The 24,501-nt window shown below is 71.3% G+C and carries 30 protein-coding genes; 10 read left to right on the top strand and 20 right to left on the bottom strand.

Annotated features, from left to right (window positions below; genetic code table 11):
- Positions 1 to 32 precede the first annotated feature (32 nt).
- From rlmN to IEY73_RS12420, 7 genes are all read right to left on the bottom strand, one after another.
- Entirely contained in the window at positions 33 to 1,208 is a 1,176-nt protein-coding gene (rlmN, locus tag IEY73_RS12450) for a dual-specificity RNA methyltransferase RlmN (RefSeq protein WP_189079325.1), read from the bottom strand.
- Between the two features lie 44 nt (positions 1,209 to 1,252).
- A complete protein-coding gene (locus IEY73_RS12445) occupies positions 1,253 to 2,347 on the bottom strand; it encodes a phosphatidate cytidylyltransferase (RefSeq protein ID WP_189079324.1) in 1,095 nt (364 codons plus the stop codon).
- Complete coding sequence (gene frr / locus IEY73_RS12440; RefSeq protein WP_189079323.1) at positions 2,347 to 2,904, bottom strand: ribosome recycling factor; 558 nt, start codon at positions 2,902 to 2,904, stop codon at positions 2,347 to 2,349. Before frr ends, IEY73_RS12445 begins: the two co-directional genes overlap by 1 nt.
- A 51-nt stretch (positions 2,905 to 2,955) precedes the next feature.
- A complete protein-coding gene (gene pyrH, locus IEY73_RS12435; RefSeq protein ID WP_189079405.1) occupies positions 2,956 to 3,708 on the bottom strand; it encodes a UMP kinase in 753 nt (250 codons plus the stop codon).
- A gap of 168 nt (positions 3,709 to 3,876) precedes the next feature.
- Positions 3,877 to 4,707 (bottom strand): translation elongation factor Ts, encoded by an 831-nt coding sequence (tsf, locus tag IEY73_RS12430; protein ID WP_189079322.1) that lies wholly within the window; start codon positions 4,705 to 4,707, stop codon positions 3,877 to 3,879.
- Positions 4,708 to 4,743: 36 nt separating this feature from the next.
- Positions 4,744 to 5,742, bottom strand: a complete 999-nt coding sequence (gene rpsB / locus IEY73_RS12425) for a 30S ribosomal protein S2 (protein WP_189079321.1) — start codon at positions 5,740 to 5,742, stop codon at positions 4,744 to 4,746.
- Positions 5,743 to 6,078: 336 nt separating this feature from the next.
- Positions 6,079 to 6,780: a hypothetical protein gene (locus IEY73_RS12420; protein WP_189079320.1), complete on the bottom strand. Its 702-nt coding sequence runs from the start codon at positions 6,778 to 6,780 to the stop codon at positions 6,079 to 6,081.
- 257 nt (positions 6,781 to 7,037) lie between these two features.
- Between IEY73_RS12420 and IEY73_RS12415 the strand changes: the two genes are divergently transcribed.
- From IEY73_RS12415 to IEY73_RS12405, 3 genes are read left to right on the top strand one after another with little or no spacing between them, the layout of a single operon-like run.
- A complete protein-coding gene (locus tag IEY73_RS12415) occupies positions 7,038 to 7,397 on the top strand; it encodes a YraN family protein (RefSeq protein ID WP_189079319.1) in 360 nt (119 codons plus the stop codon).
- A 1-nt stretch (position 7,398) separates the two neighbouring features.
- Positions 7,399 to 8,919 carry a YifB family Mg chelatase-like AAA ATPase gene (locus tag IEY73_RS12410; RefSeq protein ID WP_189079318.1) on the top strand — a complete coding sequence of 507 codons (1,521 nt, stop codon included), beginning with the start codon at positions 7,399 to 7,401 and terminating at the stop codon, positions 8,917 to 8,919.
- The gene (locus IEY73_RS12405) at positions 8,916 to 10,121 is read left to right on the top strand and encodes a DNA-processing protein DprA (protein WP_229715780.1); all 1,206 of its coding nucleotides are present in this window, start codon (positions 8,916 to 8,918) and stop codon (positions 10,119 to 10,121) included. The genes IEY73_RS12410 and IEY73_RS12405 overlap by 4 nt, the downstream gene beginning before the upstream one ends.
- Before the next feature lie 74 nt (positions 10,122 to 10,195).
- On the opposite strand, the gene IEY73_RS12400 is transcribed toward IEY73_RS12405, so the two are convergent.
- A complete protein-coding gene (locus IEY73_RS12400; RefSeq protein ID WP_189079403.1) occupies positions 10,196 to 10,381 on the bottom strand; it encodes a DNA-binding protein in 186 nt (61 codons plus the stop codon).
- A 249-nt stretch (positions 10,382 to 10,630) separates the two neighbouring features.
- Here IEY73_RS12400 and IEY73_RS12395 point away from each other — a divergent pair, with 249 nt between their 5' ends.
- The 5 genes from IEY73_RS12395 (at position 10,631) to IEY73_RS12375 (ending at position 14,955) form a co-directional block, all read left to right on the top strand.
- The gene (locus tag IEY73_RS12395) at positions 10,631 to 11,239 is read left to right on the top strand and encodes a GPP34 family phosphoprotein (protein WP_189079317.1); all 609 of its coding nucleotides are present in this window, start codon (positions 10,631 to 10,633) and stop codon (positions 11,237 to 11,239) included.
- Entirely contained in the window at positions 11,236 to 12,774 is a 1,539-nt protein-coding gene (locus tag IEY73_RS12390) for an APC family permease (protein WP_189079316.1), read from the top strand. Before IEY73_RS12395 ends, IEY73_RS12390 begins: the two co-directional genes overlap by 4 nt.
- Before the next feature lie 21 nt (positions 12,775 to 12,795).
- Positions 12,796 to 13,461, top strand: coding sequence for a GNAT family N-acetyltransferase (locus IEY73_RS12385; RefSeq protein WP_189079315.1), 666 nt, complete (start codon positions 12,796 to 12,798; stop codon positions 13,459 to 13,461).
- Complete coding sequence (locus IEY73_RS12380; protein WP_189079314.1) at positions 13,458 to 14,321, top strand: SAM-dependent methyltransferase; 864 nt, start codon at positions 13,458 to 13,460, stop codon at positions 14,319 to 14,321. The genes IEY73_RS12385 and IEY73_RS12380 overlap by 4 nt, the downstream gene beginning before the upstream one ends.
- A gap of 229 nt (positions 14,322 to 14,550) precedes the next feature.
- Positions 14,551 to 14,955, top strand: coding sequence for a winged helix-turn-helix domain-containing protein (locus IEY73_RS12375; protein ID WP_189079313.1), 405 nt, complete (start codon positions 14,551 to 14,553; stop codon positions 14,953 to 14,955).
- Positions 14,956 to 14,968: 13 nt separating this feature from the next.
- Here IEY73_RS12375 and IEY73_RS12370 read toward each other — a convergent pair whose 3' ends face one another.
- Positions 14,969 to 15,478: a DUF6636 domain-containing protein gene (locus IEY73_RS12370; protein WP_189079312.1), complete on the bottom strand. Its 510-nt coding sequence runs from the start codon at positions 15,476 to 15,478 to the stop codon at positions 14,969 to 14,971.
- A gap of 214 nt (positions 15,479 to 15,692) precedes the next feature.
- On the opposite strand from IEY73_RS12370, the gene IEY73_RS12365 reads away from it, so the two are divergent.
- Complete coding sequence (locus IEY73_RS12365) at positions 15,693 to 16,649, top strand: tyrosine-type recombinase/integrase (protein WP_189079311.1); 957 nt, start codon at positions 15,693 to 15,695, stop codon at positions 16,647 to 16,649.
- Between the two features lie 46 nt (positions 16,650 to 16,695).
- Positions 16,696 to 17,886, top strand: coding sequence for an aminotransferase class V-fold PLP-dependent enzyme (locus IEY73_RS12360; protein WP_189079310.1), 1,191 nt, complete (start codon positions 16,696 to 16,698; stop codon positions 17,884 to 17,886).
- Positions 17,887 to 17,890: 4 nt separating this feature from the next.
- Here IEY73_RS12360 and IEY73_RS12355 read toward each other — a convergent pair whose 3' ends face one another.
- The 11 genes from IEY73_RS12355 to rpsP form a co-directional block, all read right to left on the bottom strand.
- On the bottom strand, positions 17,891 to 18,442 hold the full coding sequence (locus tag IEY73_RS12355) for a murein hydrolase activator EnvC family protein (protein ID WP_189079309.1): 552 nt from the start codon (positions 18,440 to 18,442) through the stop codon (positions 17,891 to 17,893).
- Between the two features lie 69 nt (positions 18,443 to 18,511).
- Positions 18,512 to 18,835 carry a DUF2469 domain-containing protein gene (locus tag IEY73_RS12350; RefSeq protein ID WP_014447123.1) on the bottom strand — a complete coding sequence of 108 codons (324 nt, stop codon included), beginning with the start codon at positions 18,833 to 18,835 and terminating at the stop codon, positions 18,512 to 18,514.
- Positions 18,832 to 19,650, bottom strand: a complete 819-nt coding sequence (locus tag IEY73_RS12345) for a ribonuclease HII (protein ID WP_189079308.1) — start codon at positions 19,648 to 19,650, stop codon at positions 18,832 to 18,834. Before IEY73_RS12345 ends, IEY73_RS12350 begins: the two co-directional genes overlap by 4 nt.
- Complete coding sequence (locus tag IEY73_RS12340; protein ID WP_189079307.1) at positions 19,644 to 20,096, bottom strand: NUDIX hydrolase; 453 nt, start codon at positions 20,094 to 20,096, stop codon at positions 19,644 to 19,646. The genes IEY73_RS12345 and IEY73_RS12340 overlap by 7 nt, the downstream gene beginning before the upstream one ends.
- A 75-nt stretch (positions 20,097 to 20,171) precedes the next feature.
- Positions 20,172 to 20,819: a signal peptidase I gene (lepB, locus tag IEY73_RS12335; protein WP_189079306.1), complete on the bottom strand. Its 648-nt coding sequence runs from the start codon at positions 20,817 to 20,819 to the stop codon at positions 20,172 to 20,174.
- The gene (gene lepB, locus IEY73_RS12330) at positions 20,816 to 21,697 is read right to left on the bottom strand and encodes a signal peptidase I (RefSeq protein ID WP_373292780.1); all 882 of its coding nucleotides are present in this window, start codon (positions 21,695 to 21,697) and stop codon (positions 20,816 to 20,818) included. The genes lepB (IEY73_RS12335) and lepB (IEY73_RS12330) overlap by 4 nt, the downstream gene beginning before the upstream one ends.
- A gap of 159 nt (positions 21,698 to 21,856) precedes the next feature.
- Positions 21,857 to 22,216 (bottom strand): 50S ribosomal protein L19, encoded by a 360-nt coding sequence (rplS, locus tag IEY73_RS12325; protein ID WP_189079304.1) that lies wholly within the window; start codon positions 22,214 to 22,216, stop codon positions 21,857 to 21,859.
- Between the two features lie 165 nt (positions 22,217 to 22,381).
- Complete coding sequence (gene trmD, locus IEY73_RS12320; protein WP_189079303.1) at positions 22,382 to 23,146, bottom strand: tRNA (guanosine(37)-N1)-methyltransferase TrmD; 765 nt, start codon at positions 23,144 to 23,146, stop codon at positions 22,382 to 22,384.
- Between the two features lie 19 nt (positions 23,147 to 23,165).
- Positions 23,166 to 23,732, bottom strand: coding sequence for a ribosome maturation factor RimM (gene rimM / locus IEY73_RS12315; RefSeq protein WP_189079402.1), 567 nt, complete (start codon positions 23,730 to 23,732; stop codon positions 23,166 to 23,168).
- Positions 23,733 to 23,734: 2 nt separating this feature from the next.
- A complete protein-coding gene (locus tag IEY73_RS12310; protein ID WP_014447131.1) occupies positions 23,735 to 23,992 on the bottom strand; it encodes an RNA-binding protein in 258 nt (85 codons plus the stop codon).
- On the bottom strand, positions 23,970 to 24,479 hold the full coding sequence (gene rpsP, locus IEY73_RS12305; protein ID WP_189079302.1) for a 30S ribosomal protein S16: 510 nt from the start codon (positions 24,477 to 24,479) through the stop codon (positions 23,970 to 23,972). Before rpsP ends, IEY73_RS12310 begins: the two co-directional genes overlap by 23 nt.
- Positions 24,480 to 24,501: the final 22 nt, after the last annotated feature.

Below are 24,501 nucleotides of genomic sequence, written 5' to 3'. Positions count from 1 at the left end.
CGTCTCCCACTCCACCGTCCGGGTCGCCCCGCTCACTGTCCCACCTCCGCGTCGGCGGCGGGTACCCCTTGAACCGCCGCCACCTCAGTCGCGGCCAGTTGACCGCACGCGCCGTCGATCTCCCGGCCGCGGGTGTCGCGGACCGTGGTCGCCACGCCGGCCGCCCGCAGCCTGCGCACGAACTCTCGCTCGACCGGCTTCGGGCTCGCGTCCCACTTGCTCCCTGGTGTGGGGTTGAGCGGGATGAGATTCACATGGGCAAGCTTGCCGCGCAACAGTCTGCCGAGCAGGTCGGCACGCCAAGGTTGATCGTTGACGTCCCGGATCAGGGCATATTCAATGGAGACCCGGCGTCCGGTCCGTGCCGCGTGATCAAACGCGGCTGCGAGCACCTCGGCCACCTTCCAACGCTGGTTGACGGGGACTAGCTCATCGCGCAGATCATCATCGGGGGCGTGCAGGGACAGCGCAAGGGTCACCGCAAGGTCTTCCGCCGTCAACCGCCGCATGGCGGGCACGAGGCCCACGGTGGACACCGTGATGTGCCGTTGCGAAAGTCCCAGCCCCTCCGGCGACGGGTTGGTGAGACGGCGCACCGCGGCAACCAGGCGCGGGTAATTGGCCAGCGGCTCGCCCATCCCCATGAAGACCACCCGGGACAGCCGCGGCGGCGCGCCGGTCACCTTTCCGGACGCGGCGTCGCCGGCCAGCGAGACCACCTGGTCGACGATCTCCGCCACCGACAGGTTGCGCGTCAGGCCGGCCTGACCGGTCGCGCAGAACGGGCAGGCCATGCCGCAGCCGGCCTGGCTCGACACGCAGGCCGTGACCCGGTCCGGGTAGCCCATCAGCACGCTTTCCACCAACGCGCCGTCGTGCAGCTTCCACAGCGTCTTGCGGGTCGCGCCGTCGTCGCACGCCTGCTCCCGCACCGGCGTGAGCAACGTCGGCAGCAGATCGTCGGTGAGCCGGGCCCGCGATCGGGCCGGCAGGTCGGTCATCGCCTCGGCATCGCGCACCAGGCGGCCGAAGTAGTGCGCGGAGATCTGCTTGGCGCGGAATGCCGGCTCGCCCAGACCCGCCACGGCGGACTGGCGGCCGGCCAGATCGAGATCGGCGAGATGGCGCGGCGGCATCGCCGGACGTCGGCGGCCACCGACCGCGTCGGGAGCGTCCGGGCTGCTCGGGATCACCGGAAGAGTCGTCATGGCCGGTCCAGTCTTCCACGCCGCCGTATCGATTGACGCATCGCTCACCCCGGCGGAGCCAGCAACGAGAGCAGCAGGAACGCGGTCGGCACCGCGAACAGGATGGAGTCCAGCCGGTCCATCAAACCGCCGTGGCCGGGCAGCAGGCGGCTCATGTCCTTGATCTTCAGGTCGCGCTTGAGCATCGATTCCGCGAGGTCGCCGACCACCGCGACGGCGGAGATCACCGCGCCGAACAGCAGACCCCAGGAGAACGGGACGTGCAGGGAGGTCACGGACAGGAAGACCGCGCTGCCGAGCGCCGCGGCGACCACTGAGCCGCCGAAGCCCTCCCAGGACTTCTTCGGGCTGATCTTCGGGGCCATCGGGTGCGAGCCGAGGAAGACGCCCGCGGCGTAGCCTCCGGTGTCCGACAGCACCACCGCCAGGACGCCGCCCACCACCCGGATCGCGCCGTCCGCGGGCTCCACCAGCAGCACGCCGAAGCCCAGCAGGAACGGGACGTAGACGGCGATCAGCACGATGGACGTGAGGTCGCGACGCAACGCTGCCGGGCCGTCCGCCAAGCGCCAGACGACCGCGGCGAGCACCGTCGCCGCCAAGCCGAGCAGCAGGCCGTCGGCACCGGCGTACTGGGTGAGCGCGGTCATCAGCAGGCCGCCGGTGAGGAGCGGCACCAGCGGCGGCGCGGCGCCGGTGACCCGGAGTGCACGTGCCGTCTCCCAGATACCCACCGAGGTGGCCAGCGCGATCACGCCGAGGAAGGCGGGTTTCCAGATGAACAGGGAGGCGATGATGACCAGGCCCAGACTGACACCGACCGCGATCGCGGCGGGCAGATTCCGCCCCGCGCGGCTCTTGGTCCGGTCGCCGGCGCGCCGCTTTCCCCGTACGCGCTTACCGACGGCCGCCTCCCACTCCGCCTGAGCGGTCGAGGTGGTGGCGGTGGGCATGTCCCACACCGGTTCGCCGCCGACCGGGACGTCGGGAGCATCCGTGCCCGCGGAGCCGTAGTCCTCCAGCGACGTGGGTCGCCGTTGGTCCCCGCGGCCGGGCACGGAATCGTCGGGAAAATACGGCGCCGACGCGTCGGCGCCGTCACCGCCGGTGTGCCCGGCACGGGGATCGAGGTAGGACATCAGACCTCGAGCAGCTCGGCTTCCTTGTGCTTGACCAGCTCGTCGACCACCGACACATAGCGATGCGTGGTGTCGTCGAGCTCTTTCTCGGCGCGGCGGCCCTCGTCCTCGCCGGCGTCGCCGTCCTTGACCATCCGGTCCAGTTGTTCCTTCGCCTTACGCCGCACGTTGCGGATGGCCACGCGGCTCTCCTCCGCCTTGCCCCGCGCCACCTTGATCATTTCACGGCGGCGCTCCTCGGTCATCTGCGGCAAGTGGATGCGCAGTTGTGTGCCCTCGTTGTTGGGGTTGACGCCCAGGTCGGAGTCGCGGATCGCCCGCTCGATGGTGCCGAGCTGGGTCGTGTCGTACGGCTTCACGATCACCATGCGAGGCTCCGGGATCCCGATCGACGCCATCTGCGTCACGGGGGTCGGCGCACCGTAGTAGTCGACGACGATCTTCGAGAACATCGCCGGCGTAGCGCGTCCCGTACGGATCGCGGCGAACTCCTCCTTGGCGTGCTCGACCGCACTCTCCATCTTCTCTTCGGCCTCGAAGAGGGTCTCGTCGATCACCTGCTCCGTCGCCTCCTAGCTTCTCTCGTATGTTCCCTGGACTGACTCGGCTCAGGCGGTGATCAATGTGCCGATCTTCTCGCCCCGGACGGCCCGGACGATGGTGTCATCCCCCTGGGCGCCGAAGACCAGCATCGGCAGGTCGTTCTCCTGGCACAGGCTGAAGGCGGCCTGATCGGCGACGCGCAGACCCTGCTGCAGCACACCGGCGAAGGTGATCGTGTCCAGCTTGCGAGCCGCCGGGTCGGTGCGGGGATCTGCGGTGTAGACACCGTCGACGCCGTTCTTGCTCATCAGCACCAGGTCCGCATGGATCTCCAGGGCGCGCTGCGCGGTGACCGTGTCGGTGGAGAAATACGGCATCCCGGCACCGGCGCCGAAGATCACAACGCGGCCCTTCTCCAAGTGCCGGATCGCCCGGAGCGGGATGTACGGCTCGGCGACCTGGGCCATCGTGATCGCGGTCTGCACCCGCGTCTCGATGCCTTCCTTCTCCAGGAAGTCCTGCAGTGCCAGGCAGTTCATCACGGTGCCGAGCATGCCCATGTAGTCGGCTCGGGAGCGGTCCATGCCGCGCTTCTGCAACTCGGCGCCGCGGAAGAAGTTGCCGCCGCCGACCACCACGGCGACCTGCACACCATGCCGGATCACCGCGGCGATCTGACGAGCCAGGCCCTGCACCACATCCGGGTCGACGCCGACCTGGCCGCCGCCGAAGACCTCACCGGAGAGCTTGAGCACCACCCGGCGAGGACGCACCGGCGGCGCCGGCTCATCGACCCGAGCCGCCTGCTCGGTCACCATCGTCATGAGACCCGCCTTTCCCTTCGGCGTCTGGAGAGACCCTATGTGACGGAGAGGCCGGACGCAGAATCGCGCACCGGCCTCCCGTTCCATATCTGCCGGCCGGGACGGAGCCCCGCCGCCGACCTCATGCTGTTGGCCGACGCTGGCGCGCGCGGCCGGGCCGGCCTACTCCTGGCCGACCTCGAAGCGGACGAAGCGAGTCACCTCGATGCCCGCCTCGGCGAGCACCTGCTTGACCGTCTTCTTGTTGTCGGTGACCGACGGCTGCTCAAGCAGGACGAAGTCCTTGAAGAAGGAGTTCACCCGACCCTCGATGATCTTCGGCAGCGCCTGCTCCGGCTTGCCTTCCTCGCGGGCCGTCTGCTCGGCGATCCGGCGCTCCGACTCCACGGTCTCGGCGGAAACGTCCTCGCGCCGCAGGAACTTCGGCCGCATCGCGGCGATCTGCATGCCGATGGCCCGCGCGTCGGACAGCGCCGCCTCGTCCGACTTGCCGGTGTACTGCACCAGCACACCGACCTGCGGCGGCAGGTCCTGAGCCTTGCGGTGCAGGTAGACCGCCACGTCGCCGGCAAGCTCGACGTAACGGTTGACCACGATCTTCTCGCCGATCTTGGCGGAGAAGTCCTGCACGGTGTCGGCAACGGTCTTGCCGTCCGGCAGCGTGGACGCCTGCAGCGCGGCGGCGTCCGCCGCCTTCGTCTGCGCGCCGTGCTCGACCAGTTGCTGGCCCAGCGCCACGAAGTCGGGCGTCTTGGCCACGAAGTCGGTCTCGCAGTTCAGCTCGAGCAACGCCGCGCCGGAGTGCGCCACGATGCCGTTGGCGGCGGTGCGCCCGGCGCGCTTGCCCACGTCCTTGGCGCCCTTGATGCGCAGGAACTCGACGGCCTTGTCGAAGTCACCGTCGGATTCCTCAAGCGCCTTCTTGCAGTCCATCATGCCGGCGCCGGTGAGGTCGCGGAGCTTCTTCACGTCCGCGGCGGTGTAGTTGGCCATGACTCTCTCTCGCTGCGTGTGTCGGGACTTCTCGGATTACTCGGCGGCGCTGGCCACGGGCTCGGTGGTCGCCTTGTCGTCCGCGGCCTTCGCCTCGGTGGCCTTCGCCTCTGCGGCGGGCGCCTCTGCGGCCGGCGCTTCGGTGGCAGGCGCCTCGGCGGCCGGTGCCTCGGTGGCGGGCGCCTCGGTGGCCGGTGCTTCGGCGGCGGGCGCTTCGGCGGCCTTGTCGTCCGCCGTCTTCTTCTCCGCGCCCTCGTAGAGGTCGCGCTCCCATTCGGGCAGCGGCTCGCCCTCGGCCACCGCGGTCGCCTCCGGCTTCGCGTCGGCGTCCGAGCGGTTGCGGCCGGAGCGGGCGATCAGGCCCTCGGCGACGGCACTGGCGACGATCTTGGTCAGCATCTCGGCCGAGCGGATCGCGTCGTCGTTGCCCGGGATGGGGAAGTCCACCTCGTCCGGGTCACAGTTGGTGTCGAGCACCGCGATGACCGGAATGCCCAGCTTGCGGGCCTCATCGACGGCGATGTGCTCCTTCTTGGTGTCGACCACCCAGATCGCCGACGGGACCTTGGTCATGTCCCGCAGGCCGCCCAGGGTCTTGGTGAGCTTGACCTTCTCGCGGGACAGTTGCAGGGTCTCCTTCTTGGTGTAGCCCGCGGCGGTGCCGCTCAGGTCACCGAGCGCCTCAAGCTCCTTCATCCGCTGCAGGCGCTTGTACACCGTCTGGAAGTTGGTCAGCATGCCACCCAGCCAGCGGTGGTTGACGTACGGCTGACCGACCCGGGTGGCCTGCTCGGAGATGGCCGCCTGCGCCTGCTTCTTGGTGCCGACGAACAGGATGAAACCGCCCTCGGCCACGGTGCCGCGCACGAAGGAGTACGCCTTCTCGATGTAATCGAGGGTCTGGCGCAGGTCGATGATGTAGATGCCGTTGCGCTCGGTGAGGATGAAGCGCTTCATCTTGGGGTTCCAGCGCCGGGTCTGGTGCCCGAAGTGGACACCGCTCTCCAGTAGCTGGCGCATGGTCACGACGGCCATGGTGGGTTGCTCCTATGGGTCCCTGGTTGTCACGTCCACCGGTGGTGGGCGTCCTGGTGCCCGGTCGTCGGCCGTAGGTGGACCCGGACAGCCGGGACCAGGGAGGGCCGCCGCTGCCGACCGACGCGGCGAGCCGCTGGCCACGACGACGAATCATCGATCACAGCGAACGCCGCGGGCTCCGGCAGAGGGCACGCGAGGTCGACCGCACGAGACGGTCGCCGTGCACCAGCATACGCCCTGCGGCCCTCGGCACCGCTCCCGGCCGATCCGCATCTTGCGACCGGCCATCGCACGCCGGCGCCGAACCGCCCAGCGGGCCCGCGTCACGAACCCTCAGGCGACGGCCAGCCCGGCGGCGAGCAGCAACAGCAGGCCCACCGGCAGGTATGCGACCGGGGGACGCAGCCACGCCTCGCGACCCACCGGCCGCCCGCCGCCGGCGAGGGCGAACAACCCGGTGCCGGTCAGCGGCAGCCCCAGGGTGAGCAGCACCGCGGGGACCACTCCGCGCGCGGAGATGTCGTCGCCGAAGGTCGCGTGCACGAGCAGCATGACGGTGGGCACCATCAGCAGCGCCACGCCGATCGCCACCAGCACCGACGAGGCGGAGCGGCGGGTGCGGTAGACGCTGTCGCCGGTCCGCGCGCCCACCGGTGGCACCAGGCCGGTCGGCTCGTTGTAGGCGTTCGGCGCGGACATGCCCGGTCCGGCCGAGACCGGACGGCTGGCCGGCATGCCCGAGGCGGGGCTGCTGGAGATCGGCGCGGAGGCCGGCCCGTACGACGCGGTGCCGGCGCCGGCCGGTGGCGCGTCGGCCAGCGAGGTGGCGCCGGGCCGGACCGCCGGGTATTCCGGACCGCGCACCGGCAGCCGGACCGATTCGTGCGCCGCGCCGGAGCGCGATTCGGCGTCGGGCAGCGTGTGGCTCCCGGTCGACGACACCGGATCGGGCGCCGAGTACGGCGAGGACGCGTATCCGGTGTCCCCCGGACGCTGCTCGGGCAGCCGGAACGCCCCACTGGGACGCTCGTGCACGCCCGAATCGTAGGGGTTCGGGCTTTTTTGCCCCTCGCGGCTCTCGTACGACCGTTGGCCCGAGTACCAGCTCGGCTCGGAGTCGTCGGCGTAGCGGCGGTGTCCATCCACGGATTCGCACGGTAGGTGACTGGATGGCAACACGCCACCGTTGGACCACTATCACACCGCCCGGGTGATCCAGTGTTTATCCACAGTAGCTCTCCGTCCACAGGACAACGCGCAACGTAGCCAAATCTCGGTCAGGGTGTCGACCCATGACGACGGAACGACAAGCCGTGGGCGCGTACGGCGAACGACTGGCCGAGCGGCACCTGGTTGACCAGGGCCTGGTGGTGCTGGCCCGCAACTGGCGATGCCGGGAGGGCGAGATCGACCTGATCCTGCGAGACGGCGACGACGTGGTCTTCTGCGAAGTCAAGACCCGGCGTGGCGGCACCCACGGGACGCCGGCCGAGGCGATCGGCCAGGCCAAGGTGCGGCGGCTGCGAGTGCTGGCGGCGCGGTGGCTCGCACAGAGTGCCGTGCGGCCCCGCGACGTGCGGTTCGACGTCGTCGCGGTACTCCCCCAACCGCGCGGCGCCGCCGTCGTGGAACATCTGCGGGCGGCGTTCTGAGATGAGCTATGCGCGGACGCTGTGCGTCGGCCTGGTCGGCGTGACCGGCCGGGTGATCGAGGTGGAGGCGGACATCTCGGCCGGCCTGCCCACCCTGGTGCTGACCGGACTGCCGGACGCGGCGCTGCACGAGGCGCGCGACCGGGTTCGCGCCGCCGTGGTCAATTCCGGCCAGCGCTGGCCGAACCGCCGGGTCACCGTCAACCTGCTGCCCGCCACCATGCCGAAACAGGGCAGCGGATTCGATCTTGCCATCGCCTGTGCGTTGCTCACCGGCGCCGGCGAGCTCCCGGCGGACCCGCTGCGCGACAGCGTCGTGCTGGGCGAACTCGGCCTCGACGGCGCGGTCCGATCCGTTCGCGGCGTGCTCCCGATGGTCGCCACCGCGGCCCGCGCCGGGATCGCCCGGGTGGTCGTGCCGCTGGGGAACGCGCGGGAGGCCGCCATCGTGCCCGGCATCACCGTGCGGGCCGTCGACACGCTGCGCCGCCTGATCGCCTTCGCCCACGGCGCGGCGGCCCTGCTCGAGCCGCCGGCCGCGGAGCCGCTCGCCGCGCCGGCCGGCCCGGACCTGGCCGACGTCGCCGGGCAGCAGATGGGACGGTTCGCGATCGAGGTGGCGGCGGCCGGCGGGCACCACATCGCGTTGATCGGTCCGCCCGGCGCCGGCAAGACCATGCTCGCCGAGCGGCTGCCGTCGCTGCTGCCCGCGCTGGATGACGCCGCCGCGCTGGAGGTCACCGCCCTGCATTCCATCGCCGGTGTGCTGAGCCCGGACGGCGCGCTGGTGCGCCGTCCGCCGTTCCAGGCGCCCCACCACAGCGCCAGCATGGCCTCCCTGATCGGGGGCGGCTCCGGCCTGGCCCGACCCGGGGCACTCTCCCTGGCCCATCACGGCGTGCTCTTCCTGGACGAGGCGCCGGAGATGGCCGCGGCGACCCTGCAGGCCCTGCGCCAGCCGCTGGAAAGCGGGCGGGTGGTCCTGGGCCGCGCCCGCGGCACCACCGAATATCCGGCGCGGGTGCAGATGGTGGCCGCCGCGAATCCTTGCCCGTGCGCGTCCCCGGCCGGTGACCAGCACTGCCAATGCTCACCGCAGGCGCGGCGCCGCTACCTCGGCAAGATCTCCGGTCCGCTGCTGGACCGCATCGACATCCAGGTGCGGCTCGATCCGCTCAGCGCCGCCGCCTTGATGACCGCACCGGTGACCGCCGAGTCGTCCGCGCTGGTCGCCGCCCGGGTCGCCGTCGCGCGAGCCGCGGCCGCCCGGCGCTGGGCCGGTCACGGCTGGCAGACCAACGCGCAGGTGCCCGGGCCGCATCTGCGCCGACCACCGTGGCGGCTGCCCGCCCGGGACACCTCCGCGCTGCGCACCAGCCTGGACCGTGGGGCGTTGTCGGCGCGCGGGTACGACCGGATCCTACGAATGGCCTGGACAATCGCCGATTTGGACGGCCGCGACCGGCCCGGGGCGGCGGATGTGCACGAGTCCCGGCAGTTGCGACTGGGGGCGGCCCGGTGACTCCGGCCGAGGATCGGACCGGCGCCGAGGACCGCGTCGCCCGCGTCGCGCTCACCTGGCTCGCCGAACCGGGCAACCGGACGGTCTGGACCATGGTCCAGTCGGCCGGTGCCGTGGCCACATTGCGGCAGCTATCTGCCGGCGATTTCCCGGAGTCCTCGCTACGCGCGGCGGTGATCTCCCGCTGCGCCGACCACGATCCGCGGCGCGAGGCCGAACGGGCGCTGGCCCGCGCGGAGCGGGTCGGCGCCCGGCTCGTCACGCCGGCCGATGCGGAGTGGCCGGCCGGCGTGGACGTGCTCGCCACGCTGGAGCTGGACAGCAGGCGGCAGATCGATCGCAACACCCGGCCGCCGCTGTGCCTGTGGGTGCGCGGCGATCCGCCGGTCGACCATCTTCTGCACCGCTCGGTGGCGATCGTCGGGGCGCGGGCGGCGACCGGCTACGGGATCCATGTCACCACCGACTTGTCCTATGGCCTCGCCGAGCGGGACTGGACCGTCGTCTCCGGCGGTGCCTTCGGCATCGACTCGGCGGCCCATCGCGGCGCCCTCGCCGCCGGGCGGCCGACCGTGGCGGTGCTGGCCTGCGGCGTCGACCGGCCCTACCCGGCGGGCAACACGTCGCTCTTCGAGCGCGTGCTGGACGACGGCCTGCTGATCAGCGAATGGCCGCCGGGAGCGGAGCCGTTGCGGCATCGGTTCCTGATCCGCAACCGGGTCATCGCCGCGGCCACCCGCGGCACGATCGTGGTGGAGGCCGCCGCGCGCAGCGGCGCCACCCAGACCATGGGACGGGTGACCGCACTGAACCGGATCGCCATGGTGGTGCCCGGCCCGGTCACCTCCGCCATGTCGGTCGGATGCCACCAGCTCCTCCGGGAATCGCCGCAGACGCGCCTGATCACCGGCCTGCCGGAGGCGCTGGACGAGATCGGCCGCATCGGCGACCACCTGGCGCCCCGGCCACGCGGCCCGGAACATCGGCGCGACCTGCTGGACGAGGACTCCGCCGTGCTCCTGGAGGCGATCCCCGCCCGCGGTGCGGCCGGCCCGGAGGAACTGGCGGCCTCGGCCGGCATGAGCCTGCGCACGGTTCTGCGACGGCTGTCCCTGTTGGAGGCGGCCGGCCTGGTGGAGCGGCGGGACGGACGATTCTCGCTGGCCAGGCCGGGTCGCACCGCACCCGGCGCCGACCGATGACGGCGCCGGCGCCGGGGCCGGGGCCGGGGCCGGGGCCGGGGCGTCATCATCGAGTCGGTCCCGGTCGTGGCGGTTCAGTCCTCGGTGTCATCCAGGTCACGGCGATGGACTCGCATCCATGCCTCCACGTCATCGGTCGCCCACACCTTGCCCTGGGCCAGGTCGGCGACCGGCTTCGGAAAGTCCGCGCGGCTGGTGATCTGGTATGCGCGCTGCCGGCTGACACCGCCGAGGCGGATGCGGATCTCGTGCGCGCCCATGAGTCGAATCGGCTTCACTCCCACGTGATCGACCGTAGGCGCGAGACTATTAGTCCTTTATCAACTTGGTACACGACAGGTTGGCGCAAGACCACTAGCATCATCGCCATGACTAGATGTCGCAACGCTACCCACATCAGCGCCATCCGCGCAGCTCACGCCCGCGCAGCCCACGCCAGCGCAGCTCACACCAGCGCAGCTCACACCCGCGCGGGCCGCAGCGGCGCCGCGGCCGGGTGAGGCGGCCGCGTGCTCGGCAACGACGCCTATTGGCTGACGCATCACGACTACACGGGAGAGCTGCGCACCTCGCCCCGGGCCGCCGGCCTGATCGTGGCGGCCGCGCTGCTCGGCGAACTCTTCCGCGAGCGTGCCGCCGGCCTCCACGACGGATGCCTGGTGGCCTTCGCCGGGTCGCACGATCCGGCCGGATCGCAGATCATCACGCAGGTCACCGCGGAGGCGCAGCGGCATCCGCTCGCCGACTGGCTGGAATACCTGGCGCCGGACGCGTGCGAGCGGGTGGCGCGCAGGATGCTCACCGCCGGCACCGCGCACACCCGCAGGCTGTTGCTGCGGCGCCGGCCGCTGGTCATCGCGCGACCCGGCGACACCGCGCCGGCATGGGTGTTCGCGGGCCTGATCAACGCGGTGCGCACCGGCCACCCACTCGGCGACCACCAGCGCTTCCTGCTATTTCTGGCCAACCACAGCGATATCGGCCGGCACCTCTTCGAGGGCGTCGCCGAGCACCGCATCCAAGAATGCCTGGACGACGCCGCCCGAGTGTGGCCGCCGTGGCGGCCGTTGCTCGACGGCGCCGTCCGGGCCATCCGCGATGGCGCCCTCGCCCGATGAGGCCGCCGACCCCGCCGGGCGTCTCCGCGCACCGCGCGACGCGCTCGCTCCACGACAGCCTGCGGGCCGGGCGGCTCGGCACGACCGCGATGTTCGCGCTGGGCATCGCCGCGGTCACCCCACTGTCCGTCGTGGCCGGTGCCATCCCGCTGGCCTATGGGCAGGTCCGCGAGCTCGGCGTCCCGGCCGGCTACGCCATCACCGCGGCCCTTCTGGCGATCTTCACCGTCGGCCTGGCGGCGATGGCCCGTCACGTGCCGAACGCCGGCGCCTTCTACGCCTATGTCACCGCCGGGCTCGGACGCGCCGCCGGCGTGGCGACGGCCGGTCTGGCACTGGTCGCCTACAACTGCATGCAGATCGGCCTCTACGGTGCGTTCGGCATCGCCGCCACGGCCGCCGCTTCGGCATTCGGGTGGCGCAGCCACTGGGGAGTCTGGATCGCGGCCGGGTGGCTGGCGGTCGCGGTGCTCGGCCAGTCACGGACACGGTTCAACGCGCGCATCCTGGCCGTGCTGATCTCCGCCGAAGTCCTGGTGGTGATCGTTCTGGACGCGGTAATGGTCGGCCATCCCGCGGACGGCATCCGCCTGGACACCTTGAATCCGCTGCTGCTCGCCGGACCCACCGGGGCGGCGTCCCTGGTCGGCGCGATCACCGGTCTGGTCGGCTTCGAGATTCCGCTGGCGCACGCGGCCCTCGCCCGCGATCCCCGGCGCACCACGCGGCGGGCGATCACCCTCATCCTGGCCGTGGTGGCGGTGCTCTACGCCGGTTCCGCATGGGCAATGTCCGTCGCCACCGGGCCGGACCGGATCATCGCGGTGGCCGAGCGGCATCTGACCGACCTGTTCTTCGTGCTCCCCGCGCCGTACGTGCCGCGGGCCGTCATGGGTGTCGCCGGTGTGCTGTTCGCCACAAGCCTGTTCGCCGCGATGATCGCCTTTCACTCCACCGTGGCCCGATACACCCTGACGCTGGCGCGGGAGGGCGTGCTGCCGCGGTGGCTGGCCGTGACCCGGGCGGACGAGGTGCCGGTGGCCGGGTCGGCGATGCAGAGCACCGCGGCGGCGGTGACCCTGCTGGCCGTCGTGGGGCTGGGGCTCGACCCCACGATCGACTTGTTCTTCTACGGAACCATCTCCGGTGGGCTGGGCGTGCTGGTGCTGATGTCGGTCACCGCCGTCGCGGTGATCCGGTATTTCCGGCGGCATCCGGGCGACGAGAACGTGTGGCGGCGACGCGTGGCGCCGCTGATCGCCGCGATGTTCCTGCTCCTGGTGCTCGCCGCGACGCTCGCGTTCTACGGCGAGCTGCTGGGCACCGACGACCCGCTGAAGATCTGGCTCGCGCCGTGCGTCTACCTCCTGGCCGCCACGTGCGGAGTCGCGTGGGCGCGCGTGCTGCGACGGCGCCGCCCGGAGGCGTACGCGGCGATCGGTCAGGGCGACCGTCCGGTCCGCGGTCCCGGGCCGGGCCGGGACGTCCCGCTCCCGCGCGCGGACACCGACCGCCGCCGCCTCGTCAACGACTGAATCTCGTCGAAGGGATCCGACATGCCACCCTCCCTGAACCTCGTCATTCGCGATGCGGGCCATGACGACCAGGCCGCAATCGTCCGCGTGCTCGTCACCGCCTTCTCCGCCGGACCGGTCGCCCGCTGGATCGACCCCGACCCGGTGAGCCGCGACGGCCATAGCACCGGCTACTTCGCGGCGGCGGTCGAGGTGGCAATCGCCTGCGGTCTGGCGCGGCTGGCCGCGGAGAACGGCGACGTCGTCGCGGCGGCGTTGTGGCTACCGCACACGGAAACGGCGCAGGCGGGTACGGCGACGCCGCGTCGGCTCCGTCCGCCCGACCGGCGGACCGCCTCCCCTGCCGCCGTCGCCGCCTGGAGGCGCTTACACGCGCTTGAGGCGCTTCTCGCGGATCGGCACCCCACGCATCCGCATCATCACTTGAGCTTCATCGGTGTGCGGCCCGACCGGCAGGGTCGCGGCATCGGCACCTACCTGCTGGACGGTCATCACGCGTACTTGGACGGCCTGTCGATGCCCGCCTACCTGGAGGCCAATGATCCCCGCAATCGCAAGCTCTATCAGCGGCACGGATACACGGATCTCGGGGGCGCCCTCGTCCTCCCCGGCGGCGGGGTGCGTGTCTGGCCGATGTGGCGGGAACCGATGCGCACGACCGTGGTGACCTCGGGTGACGCGCGGTGAGGTACGGACCGGACCACGACCGCGACGATGCGGACGAGACCGAGGCCGGGCGCGGGGAGTCCGGGACCGCCGCGGACTTCACCCGGCCGCAGGCGGCGCGACGGTACAACTATTGGCTCGGCGGCAAGGACAACCTCAAGGTGGACCGCGACTCCGCGGACACCCTGGCCCGGCTGTTTCCCGACGTGGCCGTGGCGGCCCGGGAGAATCGGCGGTTCCTCCGGCGGGTCGTGCGATTCCTCGCCGACGACCTCGGCGTGCGGCAGTTCCTGGACATCGGCGTCGGTTATCCCAGTCCGCCGGACGTGCACGACATCGCCCAGGCCGTCGACCCGAGGGCCCGCGTCCTCTACGTCGATCACGATCCGGTCGTCGGGGTGCATGCCCGCGCCCTGATGTGCAGCAGCCCCGAAGGCGTCGTCGACTTCCTGCTGGCCGACCTGCGCGAGCCGGCGGCCATCCTGCACAGCCCGCAACTGCACGAGACCTTGGACCTGGACCGGCCGGTGGCCATGCTGTTGGTGGCCGTGCTGCACTTCCTGAGCGACGAGGTGCGGCCGCACGACGCGGTGCGGACGTTGGTGTCCGCCCTCGCGCCGGGCAGCTATCTCGCCGTGGCGCACGGCACGACTGACTTCATGTCCGAGACCACGGCTGACGCCATCAGGGCGGCATCGGGGGCGGAACACGGCACCCTCCATCCGCGCCCGCTCAGCGAGATCAGCAGCTTCCTCGATGGACTGACGGTGGTCGCTCCCGGCCTCGTCCCGGTCACGGACTGGCATCCCGAACGGGAGCCGCAAGCATCCGGAACGGCAGCCCAAGCGGCTTCCTACGGCGCCGTGGCCAGAATCCCGTGAACCACGGGGCCAGCAGGCACCGGGCACATGGTTAGTCCTCGGTCCGGCGGGACGGGTCGGCCGGGCAGGTCGGGCCGGATCGGGAAGGGACGGCGGCCGACGTCCTGGAACGTCGGCCGCCGCCTGTCGCGCGATCAAGCTCGGCCTTCTCAGCGCGACAGGGCTAATATACCGACGTTGGGCTGTTCATACAACCTGACGGAACATCGTGATCACGTACCATGGACCCATGATTGACCCGTCGGCGGACCGCGCGGTGTTCCGCCAGCTTGCCGACCTTCTGCGCGAGGCGATCGAGTCCGGCGAGCTCGGCCCCGGTGAACCACTGCCCAGCGAGCTGAGGCTCGCGCAGGAACACGGCATCAGTCGCACCACCGTGCGTCAGGCCATCGCCCAGCTACGCACCGAGGGCCTGGTCTCGGTGGAGCGACCGCGCGGCACCTTCGTGCGCGTGCCGGAGCCGATCGGACAGATCACGCTCGGCATCGGGGAGCGCGCCGTAGCGCGGATGCCCACCGACGCCGAGCGCCGCGCCCACCGGCTGAGCGAGGGAGTGCCGGTCATCGTGATCACCGCCGCCGACGGCAGCACCACCCTCCACCCCGCCGACCGCGTGGAGCTGATCCGATCCTGACGGCGAACGCCGCTCAGAACAGCTCGTAACGCTCACGAGACAACGTGAAGCCGTGCCCGGTGCTCACGTTGCGGCACCGCAGGGCGGCCCGCCCACTGGTGCAGACGAACGATCCGGCGGCGACCGTCTTGCCGTACGGCAGAACGGTCTGCGCACCCAGCGTCGAGTCGCTCACGCAGCTGAACCGGGTCGCCGCGTCGCCCACCATCTCCACCCCGAAGCCGTAGTCCCATGCGCACGGCTCCGCGGGCGGCGGCGCGGTCCAGGCTCGCTCGCCCACGTCGCACCGCAGATAGCCGGCGACGAGGAGGCAACCGATATTCCGTGACGGCGTCACGAAGAAGTGCTGGGCGTCGGCCCGGCTCGGGGGCGACGGCGCCGCCGGGCGTGCCGGAGTGTCCCCGGTGGACGTGGTGCATCCGGCCACCGCGGAGGTGGCCGCCGCCAGCACCGCCAGGACCACCGCCGACGCGGACACCGCCGTCACGGTGCGCAGTCGAGCCTCGGATCTCGCCGTCGTCACCACTGAACTTCTTTCAACGTGGCGAGGCCGGCAGGGCCGCCGCTGGTCGACGGCGCGCAACCGAAGGGCTCGATGCCGGGCTGAAAAAGGTTCACTGCCGCTCCCGTCGTGAGCCCGAAGACCCCAGTCGCACGAATATTAGGTACCGCCGGCAACCGACCCGATCGCTCGGCGTGGATTCTTGACCCGGCCCGTCCCGCGGCGGACGGTCGACATGATGAGCACCCGGGAGACGCACGAGAACCTTCCGACGGCGATGCGCGCCGCCGCCGACGACTTCGCGCATCATCTGGCGCAGGTCGGCAACCGATCCGCACACACCGTCCGCGCGTACCTGGTGGACGTGGTCTCGCTGCTGGACCACGCCGCCGAACAGGGCTGCGCCGCCCCCGGCGATCTGGATCTCCCGGTGCTGCGCTCATGGCTGGCACATCACATGGCCCGGGGCGCCGCACGCTCCTCGCAGGCGCGCCGCGCCGCCGCCGCCCGCGCGTTCACCGCGTGGGCGCACCGGACCGAGCTGGCCGGCACCGACGTCGGCGCGCCGCTCGCCAGCCCTCGACCGCACCGGGACCTGCCCGCCGTGCTGCGCGCCGAGCAGGCGGCCGACCTGGTGGTCACCCCACGCCGGAAGGACGACGATCCGACCGCCGTCGCGCTGGAGGTACGCGACCGAGCGGTGCTCGAGATGCTGTACGCCACCGGGGTACGGGTGAGCGAGTTGTGTGGCCTCGACCTGACCGACGTGGACCAGGGGCGGCGTGTGGTGCGGGTGTTCGGCAAAGGAGCGAAGGAGCGTGCGGTGCCCTACGGCGTACCGGCCGAGCGAGCCCTGCGGGACTGGCTGCGGGAGGGCCGGCCGGCGCTCGCCCCCGTCGGTGCCTCCGCCGCCGCGGTGAAGGCCCTCTTCCTCGGCGCCCGCGGCGGGCGCCTGCAACCGACCGTGGTGCGCCGCATCGTCGCGGCTGCCGCACGGGCCGCCGGGCTGCCGCACCTCAGCCCGCACGCCCTGCGGCACTCGGCGGCGACCCATCTGCTGGACGGGGGCGCGGACCTGCGGGCGGTGCAGGACCTTCTCGGACACTCGTCGCTGTCCAGCACGCAGATCTACACCCATGTCTCCACCGAGCGGCTGCGCGCGGCGTTCCGCCAGGCCCATCCCCGAGCCTGATTCGCGATCGGCGGCGGGCTCCCGGCACGCCCCGTACGATCGGGGGGTGAGCGCTGGAGATCCGCCCCCGCCGCTGCCCGGAGCCCGTCTCCTGTTCTCTCTGGACCCCGCGGTGGCGCACCTGAATCACGGCTCGTTCGGATCGGTGCCGATCAGCGTGCAACGCACCCAGCAGCGGCTGCGCGACGAGGCCGAGTCCAACCCACTGCGCTTCCACGTCCAGGGCCTGGTCGATCGGGTCGTCCACACCCGACGCCACCTGGCGGCGTTCCTCGGCGCCGACCCGGACGGCTCGGCGCTGGTGCCCAACGCCAGCTCCGGGGTGTCGTTGGTGCTCCAATCGGTCGGTCTCACGGTCGGCGACGAGGTGCTGATCACCGATCACGCGTACGGCGCGGTGGTGCTCGCGGTCCGCCGACAGTGCCAGCGCGCCGGCGCGACGCTGCGCACCGTGCCGGTGCCGGTGACCGCGTCGGCGGCCGAGGTGGTGGCGCGGGTCCGTGACGCCCTGCGGCCCGGCCGCACCAGGCTGCTCGTCGTCGACCAGGTCACGTCCGGCACGGCCAAGGTCTTCCCGGTGCGGGACCTCGCCGCGGCGGCGCGGGACAGCGGCGTTCCGATCCTGGTCGACGGCGCCCACGCCCCGGGCATGTTGCCCGTGGACGTGACGGCGACGGGCGCGGATTTCTGGGTGGGGAATCTGCACAAGTGGGCCTTCGCGCCGCGCGGCACGGCGCTGCTGTCGGTGACGCCGGCCTGGCGGTCGGCGATCGATCCGCTGGTCACCTCGTGGGAGCAGGATTCCGGGTTCCCGCTGTCGGTGGAGTTCCAGGGAACCGTCGATTACAGCGGGTGGTTGTCCGCGCCGGCCGGGCTGTTCGCCATGCGCACGCTCGGCGTGGACACGATCCGCGCGCACAACGCCGGGCTCGCGGCCTTCGGCCAGCGCGTGGTGGGCGCCGCGCTCGGCGTGCCGCCGGAGGACCTGCCGGACCCCGGTGACCCGGTCGCCTCCATGCGGCTCGTGCCGCTGCCCACCGGCCTCGGGGACACCCAGGCGCAGGCGCACGCGCTGCGCCAGTTGATCGCGGACAAGCTGGCCGCCGAGACCGCGGTGAACGCGTGGGGTGGACGCTGCTGGCTGCGGCTGAGCGCCCAGATCTACAACCGCCCGGAGGAGTATCGGCGGCTGGCCGAACGGCTGCCTGCGCTACTGGCGGCGGCACCGGCTCGCTGAGCCCTCACCGGCGCGGCACGCCGGGACGCGGCAGCAGCCGCACCCGCCCGCGGCCCAGCAACGCGAGCGGGTCGAGGTATCGCTCGCCGTGGCGCAGCCCCCAGTGCAGACAAGCGGTCGCGGGACAGCCGGGGTGACCGGCGACGAGCGTGCCCAGCGGGCGCCCGGCCGGGACGCGGTCCCCGGCGTGCAGCCGTGCCACCGCCAACGGCTCGTACGTCGTCCGCAGCCCGCCGGCGTGGGCGACGCTGACCACGCCGCGGCCGGCGACCTGCCCGGCGAACACCACCGTGCCGGCGCCCGCGGAGCGAACCACGGTGGCCGGGGACGCAGCGAGGTCGACGCCACGGTGGCCGGGCAGCCACGGCAGCGGCGGAGGCTCGAACCGGCGGGTCAGGCGTGCCGGGGCGACCGGCCACACGTACCCGACCGGACCAGCGACCGGACCCCAGATCGGCCCCCGAGCCGGATCGGCACCCGGCGGCGGGTCGGCGGGCGGGACGGCAGCGATAGTCGGCGGTGCCAGCGCGAGCAGCACGGCGAGCAGGACAGACATGGCGGTCAGCATGCCCGTGCGCGCACCCGGGCATGAACCGCCCTGTGGACGGCCGCGCGCTGGGGAAAACTATCCGCCGAAGCCCGCGTCATCCGGCAGCGAGATATCCGGTTTCTCCAGCTCTTCCACGTTGACGTCCTTGAACGTCATGACGCGGACATTCTTCACAAAACGGGCTGGGCGGTACATGTCCCACACCCAGGCGTCGTGCATCTCGACCTCGAAGTAGACCTCGCCGTCGGAGTTGCGCACGTGCAGATCGACCTGGTTCGCGAGATAGAAACGGCGCTCGGTCTCCACGACATAGGAGAACTGGCGGACGATATCGCGGTACTCCCGGTAGAGCTGCAGCTCCATCTCGGTCTCGTACTTCTCGAGATCCTCTGCGCTCATCGCTGTTCGTCCTCCATGACCCCATCTTCCCCCACCGGCACCGGCGCCTGAGGCGGCACGCCGACGGTATCCCCCGGCTCCGGCCCCGGCTCCGGCCCCGGCTCCGGCCACAGCCCCGGCTGAGACGGTACAACCGCGGGGCGCCGGGCACGCGGCGGCCGGTTGACCCGACCCGACGCGGTGGCCACATTGACATACGAGAACCGGTGTTCCAGACACGGTCCGTGCTGAGCCAGCGCCGCGCTGTGATCCTCGGTGATGTAGCCCTTGTGCACCGCGAAACCGTACGCCGGGAACCTGCTGTCCAGCTCGACCATCAAGCGATCCCGGGTGACCTTGGCGAGCACGCTGGCCGCCGCCACGCAGGCCGCGACCCGGTCACCCTTCCAGACCGCGAGCCCCGGCACGCCGAGGCCGTCGACGCCGAATCCGTCGGTGAGCACATAGTCCGGCGTGACCGAGAGCGACGCCAGCGCCCGGCGCATCGCGGCCAGGTTGCACACGTGCAGACCGCGAGCGTCCACCTCCGCGGGCGGGATGATCACCACCGACCAGGCCAGCGCCTTGCGCACCACCTCGTCATAGACCCGTTCCCGTGCCGCGGGCGTGAGCAGCTTGGAGTCCGCCAGTCCGGCGATCTCACCGCGCTTACCCTCGGGCAGGATGGCGGCGCCGGCCACCAGCGGACCGGCGCAGGCACCGCGTCCGGCCTCGTCCGCCCCCGCCACGTGACCGAAGCCGCGGCGTTGCAGGGCCCGCTCCATCGCGTACAGCCCAGCCTCGCGGCGAATGACGGTGCGGGTCGGGGTCAGCATCGCGTCGCCTCCCGCACCAGGTCCGGCAGCTCCTCCGGATAGATCAGCTCGTCGCTGTCCTCGATCTCGTCGGCCGACCACCACCGGTGCTGATCGATGGTCCGCCGCTCCTCGGGATCGAAGCCCGCGGTGTCGACCCGCCAACTGGGCACCCGGAGCAGGTAGAAGTCCTGATCCTGGCGATAGCGCCGGCGGTCGTACTCGAAGTGGGCGACCTGGCGCCAGACCGGCGCGCCCAGCTCGGCCGGATCCACCCGCAGGCCGGTCTCCTCGAACAGCTCCCGCGCCGCGCCCGCCGGGGAACCCTCACCGGCCTCCAAGCCCCCGCCGGGGGTGAACCACCATCGCAGCCCCGGCCGGGCCGGATCACTGCCGCGCAGCAGCAGGACGCGGTCGGCCGCATCGATGAGCAGCACCCTGGCGGCGCGGCGGTCCAAGACGGTCACGGCACCCAGCCTATTGCGCCTGGTGTCGATCTTCCGGCGGGGTGCCACCGCGCCCCCGACCGCGGGCGAAGCCGGTCAGTTGGCCGCGGGAGCGTCCGGGATGTCGTGATAGGAATCCGGCACCGACAACCAGTCGGCCCGGTTGACCGGCCAGAAGACCGTGAACGCCCGCCCGATCACCGAATCGGTGGTGATGGTCGCCTCGGTGATCTCCTTGGTCTGCTCCCAGTGTTCCAGCGAGTCGCCGGACGCCGACCGGTGATCGCCCATCACCCACAGGCGGTTCGGCGGGACGGTGATGTCGAAATCCTCGTCCGCCGCCGGGTCCTGGTTGCCGTCCGCGTCGCGATAGATGTACGGCTCGTCCAGGCTGTGCCCGTTGATCATCAAACGGTCTTGGTTGTCGCAGCACACGATGTGGTCGCCGCCGACGCCGATGACCCTCTTGATGAAGTCCTCGCCCTCGGCCCCGCTCTGCCAGTCCTGCGGGGCGCGGAACACCACGATCTCCCCGCGGTGCGGATCGCGGAAGTCATAGACGAGCTTGTTGACCAGCACCCTGTCGAGGATGTTGAGCGTGTGCTCCATCGATGGCGACGGGATGTAGAAGGTCTGCAGCACGAAGGCGCGCACCAGGACGGCGACGAGGATCGCGACGCCCAGGAGGATCGGTAGCTCGCGCCAGAACGAGCCGCGGCGTTTCTCGGTCTGCTCGTCAGTCACGAGGGGAGCCTACGTCGCCGCGCCGAGAACGTCAGTCCGGAGCGCACGGACAAACCGACACTTAGCATGAAGGGCAGGGATAAGGCCGTGGTGACCGGATCGGGCGCTTGACGGCGCAACGGTGCCGCCGCGACGGGGTGCGCGGCGTCGTAGTCCTTCCAGGTGTCCGGCACGGACAGGCTGGTGAGCCTGCTGCTCGGCCACACGATCACGAACGCGCGGCCGATCACGTTGTCGATCGGGACCGGACCCTGACACCGGGCATCCTGGGACACCAATCGGTGGTCACCCATGACAAACATCTCACCCGGTGGGATGGTCACCTCATCGAACCGACGGCTGGTGCACTGCCGGGGGTTGGCCGGGGCGTCCAACGGCGAGTTCTCCTCGACGTACGGCTCGTCGATGGACTCGCCGTTGACGGTGATCCGCCCCTGCGCGTCGCAGCACGCGACCCGATCGCCGGGCAGGCCGATGACGCGCTTGATGAAGTCCCGCTCACCGGGACGGCTGACGCCGACCAGGTCGCCGATGGTGCGGCCGAGCTTCGCGGTGAAGGTCTGACTGACCGGCTCGGTCACCTCGGGGGCCCAGTTGTCGGTGCCGCGGAAGACCACGATCTCGCCGCGGACCGGATCGCGCATGTCGTAGACGACCTTGTTGACCAGCACCCGGTCGCCGACGAGCAGCGTGTTCTCCATCGAGCCGGACGGAATGAAGAACGCCTGCACGAGGAACGTGCGGATCAGCACGGCTAAACAAAAGGCCACCACCAGCAGCAGTGGAAGCTCCTGCCAGAGCGGCATCTCCTTGCGGCGGACCGTGCGCCCGCGGCGTCGGCCGCTCGGGGTCGATCGTGATCCCGGGTAGCCGTCCATCTCTCTCACGCTACGCATCTCCCGCCAACCGGCCCCGATACGGCACTACCGCCCGACATCCCCGGCACCGGGGCAATCGGGCGGTAGTGCGAACGCTGTTCCATTCGTCACTAGCGCAAGAGTAGTTCGCTCACGCGGCGATTGACGGATGGATGGGCGTCAGTTGGCCGGCTGCTTCTCCCGCAGCTCCTTGATCTTGGCCTTCTTGCCGCGGAGCTCGCGCAGGTAGTAGAGCTTCGCCCGGCGCACGTCGCCGCGGGTGACCACCTCGATCCTGTCGATCGCGGGGCTGTTCAGCGGGTAGGTGCGCTCCACGCCGACCCCGAAGCTGATCTTCCGGACCTTGAAGGTCTCGCGCAGGCCGGACCCCTGCCGGGCGATCACCACGCCCTGGAAGACCTGGACGCGGGAACGGTTTCCTTCGACGACGCGGGCGTGCACCTTGAGGGTGTCACCGGCGCGGAAGGAGGGAATGTCGGTGCGCCGCGACTGGGCGTCGAGAGCGTCCAGCGTGTTCATCGCTGCATCCTCGTCCGTACTCAAGCGCATCGGGTGTTCGATGCGCGCATGGGTGATTCTGAACCCTCACGCTCACCATGCCGCACCGCGGAAGAACCGCGATGAGGATGTCGGCCGAGGGATCCTCGTCCGCCCACCGCGGCGCGGGGACGAACGGCAACCTCCCTACTTTGCCACACCGGTGCCGGGGATCTGAAATCCGGCCTCGGTGAGGGCCGCCCGGTCCCGCTTGTCGAGCAGCTCGTCCGGGTACGCGGCGAGCATGTCCGGGCGGCGCGACGCGGTACGCAGCAGCGACTGTTCCCGGCGCCACCGGGCGATCCGGCCGTGATCGCCGGAGCGGAGCACCTCGGGAACGGCACGACCGTCCCACGTCGCGGGCTTGGTGAAGACCGGCGCCTCCAGCAGCCCGGCCGAATGCGATTCCTCGGTCAGCGACGCCGCGTTGCCCAGCACCCCGGGCAGCAGGCGGGTCACCGCCTCCATGATCACCAGGACCGCCACCTCGCCACCGAACAGCACGTAGTCGCCCAGCGAGACCTCCCGCACCGGCATCAGGTCGGCGGCCTCATCGAGCACCCGCTGGTCGATGCCCTCATAGCGCCCGCACGCGAAGATCAGATGCGGTCGGGAGGCCAGCTCGGCCGCGTCCGCCTGGGTGAACCGGGCGCCCACCGGCGACGGCACGACCAGCAACGAATCCGGGCGGCGGGTCTCGGCCAGGGCCTTCGACCAGGGCTCCGGGCGCATCACCATGCCCGGCCCGCCCCCGTACGGCGTGTCGTCCACCGTGCGATGCACGTCCGCGGTCCAGGTGCGCAGGTCGTGCACGGACACGTCGAGCGTGCCGGCGGTCCGCGCCTTGCCGACCAGTGACAGGTCGAGCGGAGCGAGGTACTCCGGGAAGATCGTGATGACGTCGACGCGCACGGCTACCCCATCGATCGGCTCAGAGGTCGAGCAGTCCCTCGGGCAGGTCGACGAGCACGCGTCCGCCCGCCAGATCCACCGACGGCACCATCTGCCGGACGAACGGGATGAGCGCGGTGCCGCCGCCGGCCTTGTCCAGCACGATCAGGTCCGAGGCGGGCGCGTGGTCGATCCGGGCCACCGTGCCCAGTTCGGCATCGGTGCCGGCGGCGACCACGCGCAGGCCGACCAACTGGTGGTCACGGAACTCGTCCGGATCGTCGGGCGCGGCCACCGTGGCGCTGTCGACCTGGAGCAGAACCCCACGCAACGCCTCGGCGACGTTGCGGTCGCTGACGCCGGCGAACCGGGCGATGACCCGGCCCTGGTGCCAGCGCAGCGACTCCAGGGTGAGCCGCTGCGGCACCTGGTAGACCGCCCCCGGCGCGGCCCGCACCGGGGAGGCGCTCACCCGGCGGTCCCGCGGGACCTCCGTGGTGAACACCTGCCCGGCGACGAACCGTTCCTCGGGCTCGTCGGTGCGCACGGTGACCAGGACCTCGCCCTGGATGCCGTGCGGCTTGCCGATGTGGCCGACGACCAGCAGCATCAGTACGCGTCGACGATGTCCACGCGGATGCCGCGCCCGCCGATGGAACCGATGACCTGGCGCAGCGCCTTCGCGGTGCGACCACCGCGACCGATCACCGTGCCCAGGTCCTCGGGGTGCACGCGCACCTCGAGGCGCTTGCCGCGACGCGAGTCGACCAGGCGCACCCGGACGTCGTCCGGGTTGTCGACGATGCCCTTCACGAGGTGCTCCAGCGCCGGCCGGAGCGCCCCGTCAGCTCGCGTCGGCGCCGGCACCGGCTGAGTCCTCCGCGGTCTCCGCGACAACCTCGCGGTTGGCGTCCTTCGGCTCGGACTTGGCGTCCTTCGGCTCGGACTTCGGCTCGGACTTCGGCTCGGACTTGGCGGCCTTCTTCGGCGTCGACTTGGCCGGCGTCTCCACGCCGGCGGCGGCCTTCGCCTCGGCCTCGTACGCCTCGGTGCGGCTCACCTTGGCGGCCTTGACCTTCAGCGGCGGCGGAGCCGGCAGGCCCTTGTACTTCTGCCAGTCGCCGGTCTTCTCAAGGATGCGCTGCACGGCCTCGCTGGGCTGAGCGCCCACCGACAGCCAGTACTGCACCCGGTCGGACTTGACCTCGATCAGCGACGGCTCTTCCTTCGGGTGGTAGATGCCGACGTACTCGATGGCACGGCCGTCGCGCTTGGTGCGCGAATCGGCGATGACGATGCGGTACTGCGGGTTGCGGATCTTGCCCATCCGCAGAAGCCGGATCTTTACGGCCACGGTTTTTTCGCTCCTGGTGGTT

This window comes from Mangrovihabitans endophyticus (assembly GCF_014646155.1).
GTDB lineage: Bacteria > Actinomycetota > Actinomycetes > Mycobacteriales > Micromonosporaceae > Actinoplanes > Actinoplanes endophyticus.
This window is presented reverse-complemented; position numbering and strand designations above follow the sequence as displayed.

What these genes read in the sequence shown, in the direction of transcription:
- rlmN (WP_189079325.1), bottom strand. Translation starts at nt 1,208, where the DNA reads ATGACGACTCTTCCGGTGATCCCGAGCAGCCCGGACGCTCCCGACGCG.
- IEY73_RS12445 (WP_189079324.1), bottom strand. Translation starts at nt 2,347, where the DNA reads ATGTCCTACCTCGATCCCCGTGCCGGGCACACCGGCGGTGACGGCGCC.
- pyrH (WP_189079405.1), bottom strand. Translation starts at nt 3,708, where the DNA reads ATGGTGACCGAGCAGGCGGCTCGGGTCGATGAGCCGGCGCCGCCGGTG.
- tsf (WP_189079322.1), bottom strand. Translation starts at nt 4,707, where the DNA reads ATGGCCAACTACACCGCCGCGGACGTGAAGAAGCTCCGCGACCTCACC.
- rpsB (WP_189079321.1), bottom strand. Translation starts at nt 5,742, where the DNA reads ATGGCCGTCGTGACCATGCGCCAGCTACTGGAGAGCGGTGTCCACTTC.
- IEY73_RS12415 (WP_189079319.1), top strand. Translation starts at nt 7,038, where the DNA reads ATGACGACGGAACGACAAGCCGTGGGCGCGTACGGCGAACGACTGGCC.
- IEY73_RS12410 (WP_189079318.1), top strand. Translation starts at nt 7,399, where the DNA reads ATGAGCTATGCGCGGACGCTGTGCGTCGGCCTGGTCGGCGTGACCGGC.
- IEY73_RS12400 (WP_189079403.1), bottom strand. Translation starts at nt 10,381, where the DNA reads ATGGGCGCGCACGAGATCCGCATCCGCCTCGGCGGTGTCAGCCGGCAG.
- IEY73_RS12390 (WP_189079316.1), top strand. Translation starts at nt 11,236, where the DNA reads ATGAGGCCGCCGACCCCGCCGGGCGTCTCCGCGCACCGCGCGACGCGC.
- IEY73_RS12385 (WP_189079315.1), top strand. Translation starts at nt 12,796, where the DNA reads ATGCCACCCTCCCTGAACCTCGTCATTCGCGATGCGGGCCATGACGAC.
- IEY73_RS12375 (WP_189079313.1), top strand. Translation starts at nt 14,551, where the DNA reads ATGATTGACCCGTCGGCGGACCGCGCGGTGTTCCGCCAGCTTGCCGAC.
- IEY73_RS12365 (WP_189079311.1), top strand. Translation starts at nt 15,693, where the DNA reads ATGATGAGCACCCGGGAGACGCACGAGAACCTTCCGACGGCGATGCGC.
- IEY73_RS12355 (WP_189079309.1), bottom strand. Translation starts at nt 18,442, where the DNA reads ATGTCTGTCCTGCTCGCCGTGCTGCTCGCGCTGGCACCGCCGACTATC.
- IEY73_RS12350 (WP_014447123.1), bottom strand. Translation starts at nt 18,835, where the DNA reads ATGAGCGCAGAGGATCTCGAGAAGTACGAGACCGAGATGGAGCTGCAG.
- IEY73_RS12345 (WP_189079308.1), bottom strand. Translation starts at nt 19,650, where the DNA reads ATGCTGACCCCGACCCGCACCGTCATTCGCCGCGAGGCTGGGCTGTAC.
- lepB (WP_373292780.1), bottom strand. Translation starts at nt 21,697, where the DNA reads ATGGACGGCTACCCGGGATCACGATCGACCCCGAGCGGCCGACGCCGC.
- rplS (WP_189079304.1), bottom strand. Translation starts at nt 22,216, where the DNA reads ATGAACACGCTGGACGCTCTCGACGCCCAGTCGCGGCGCACCGACATT.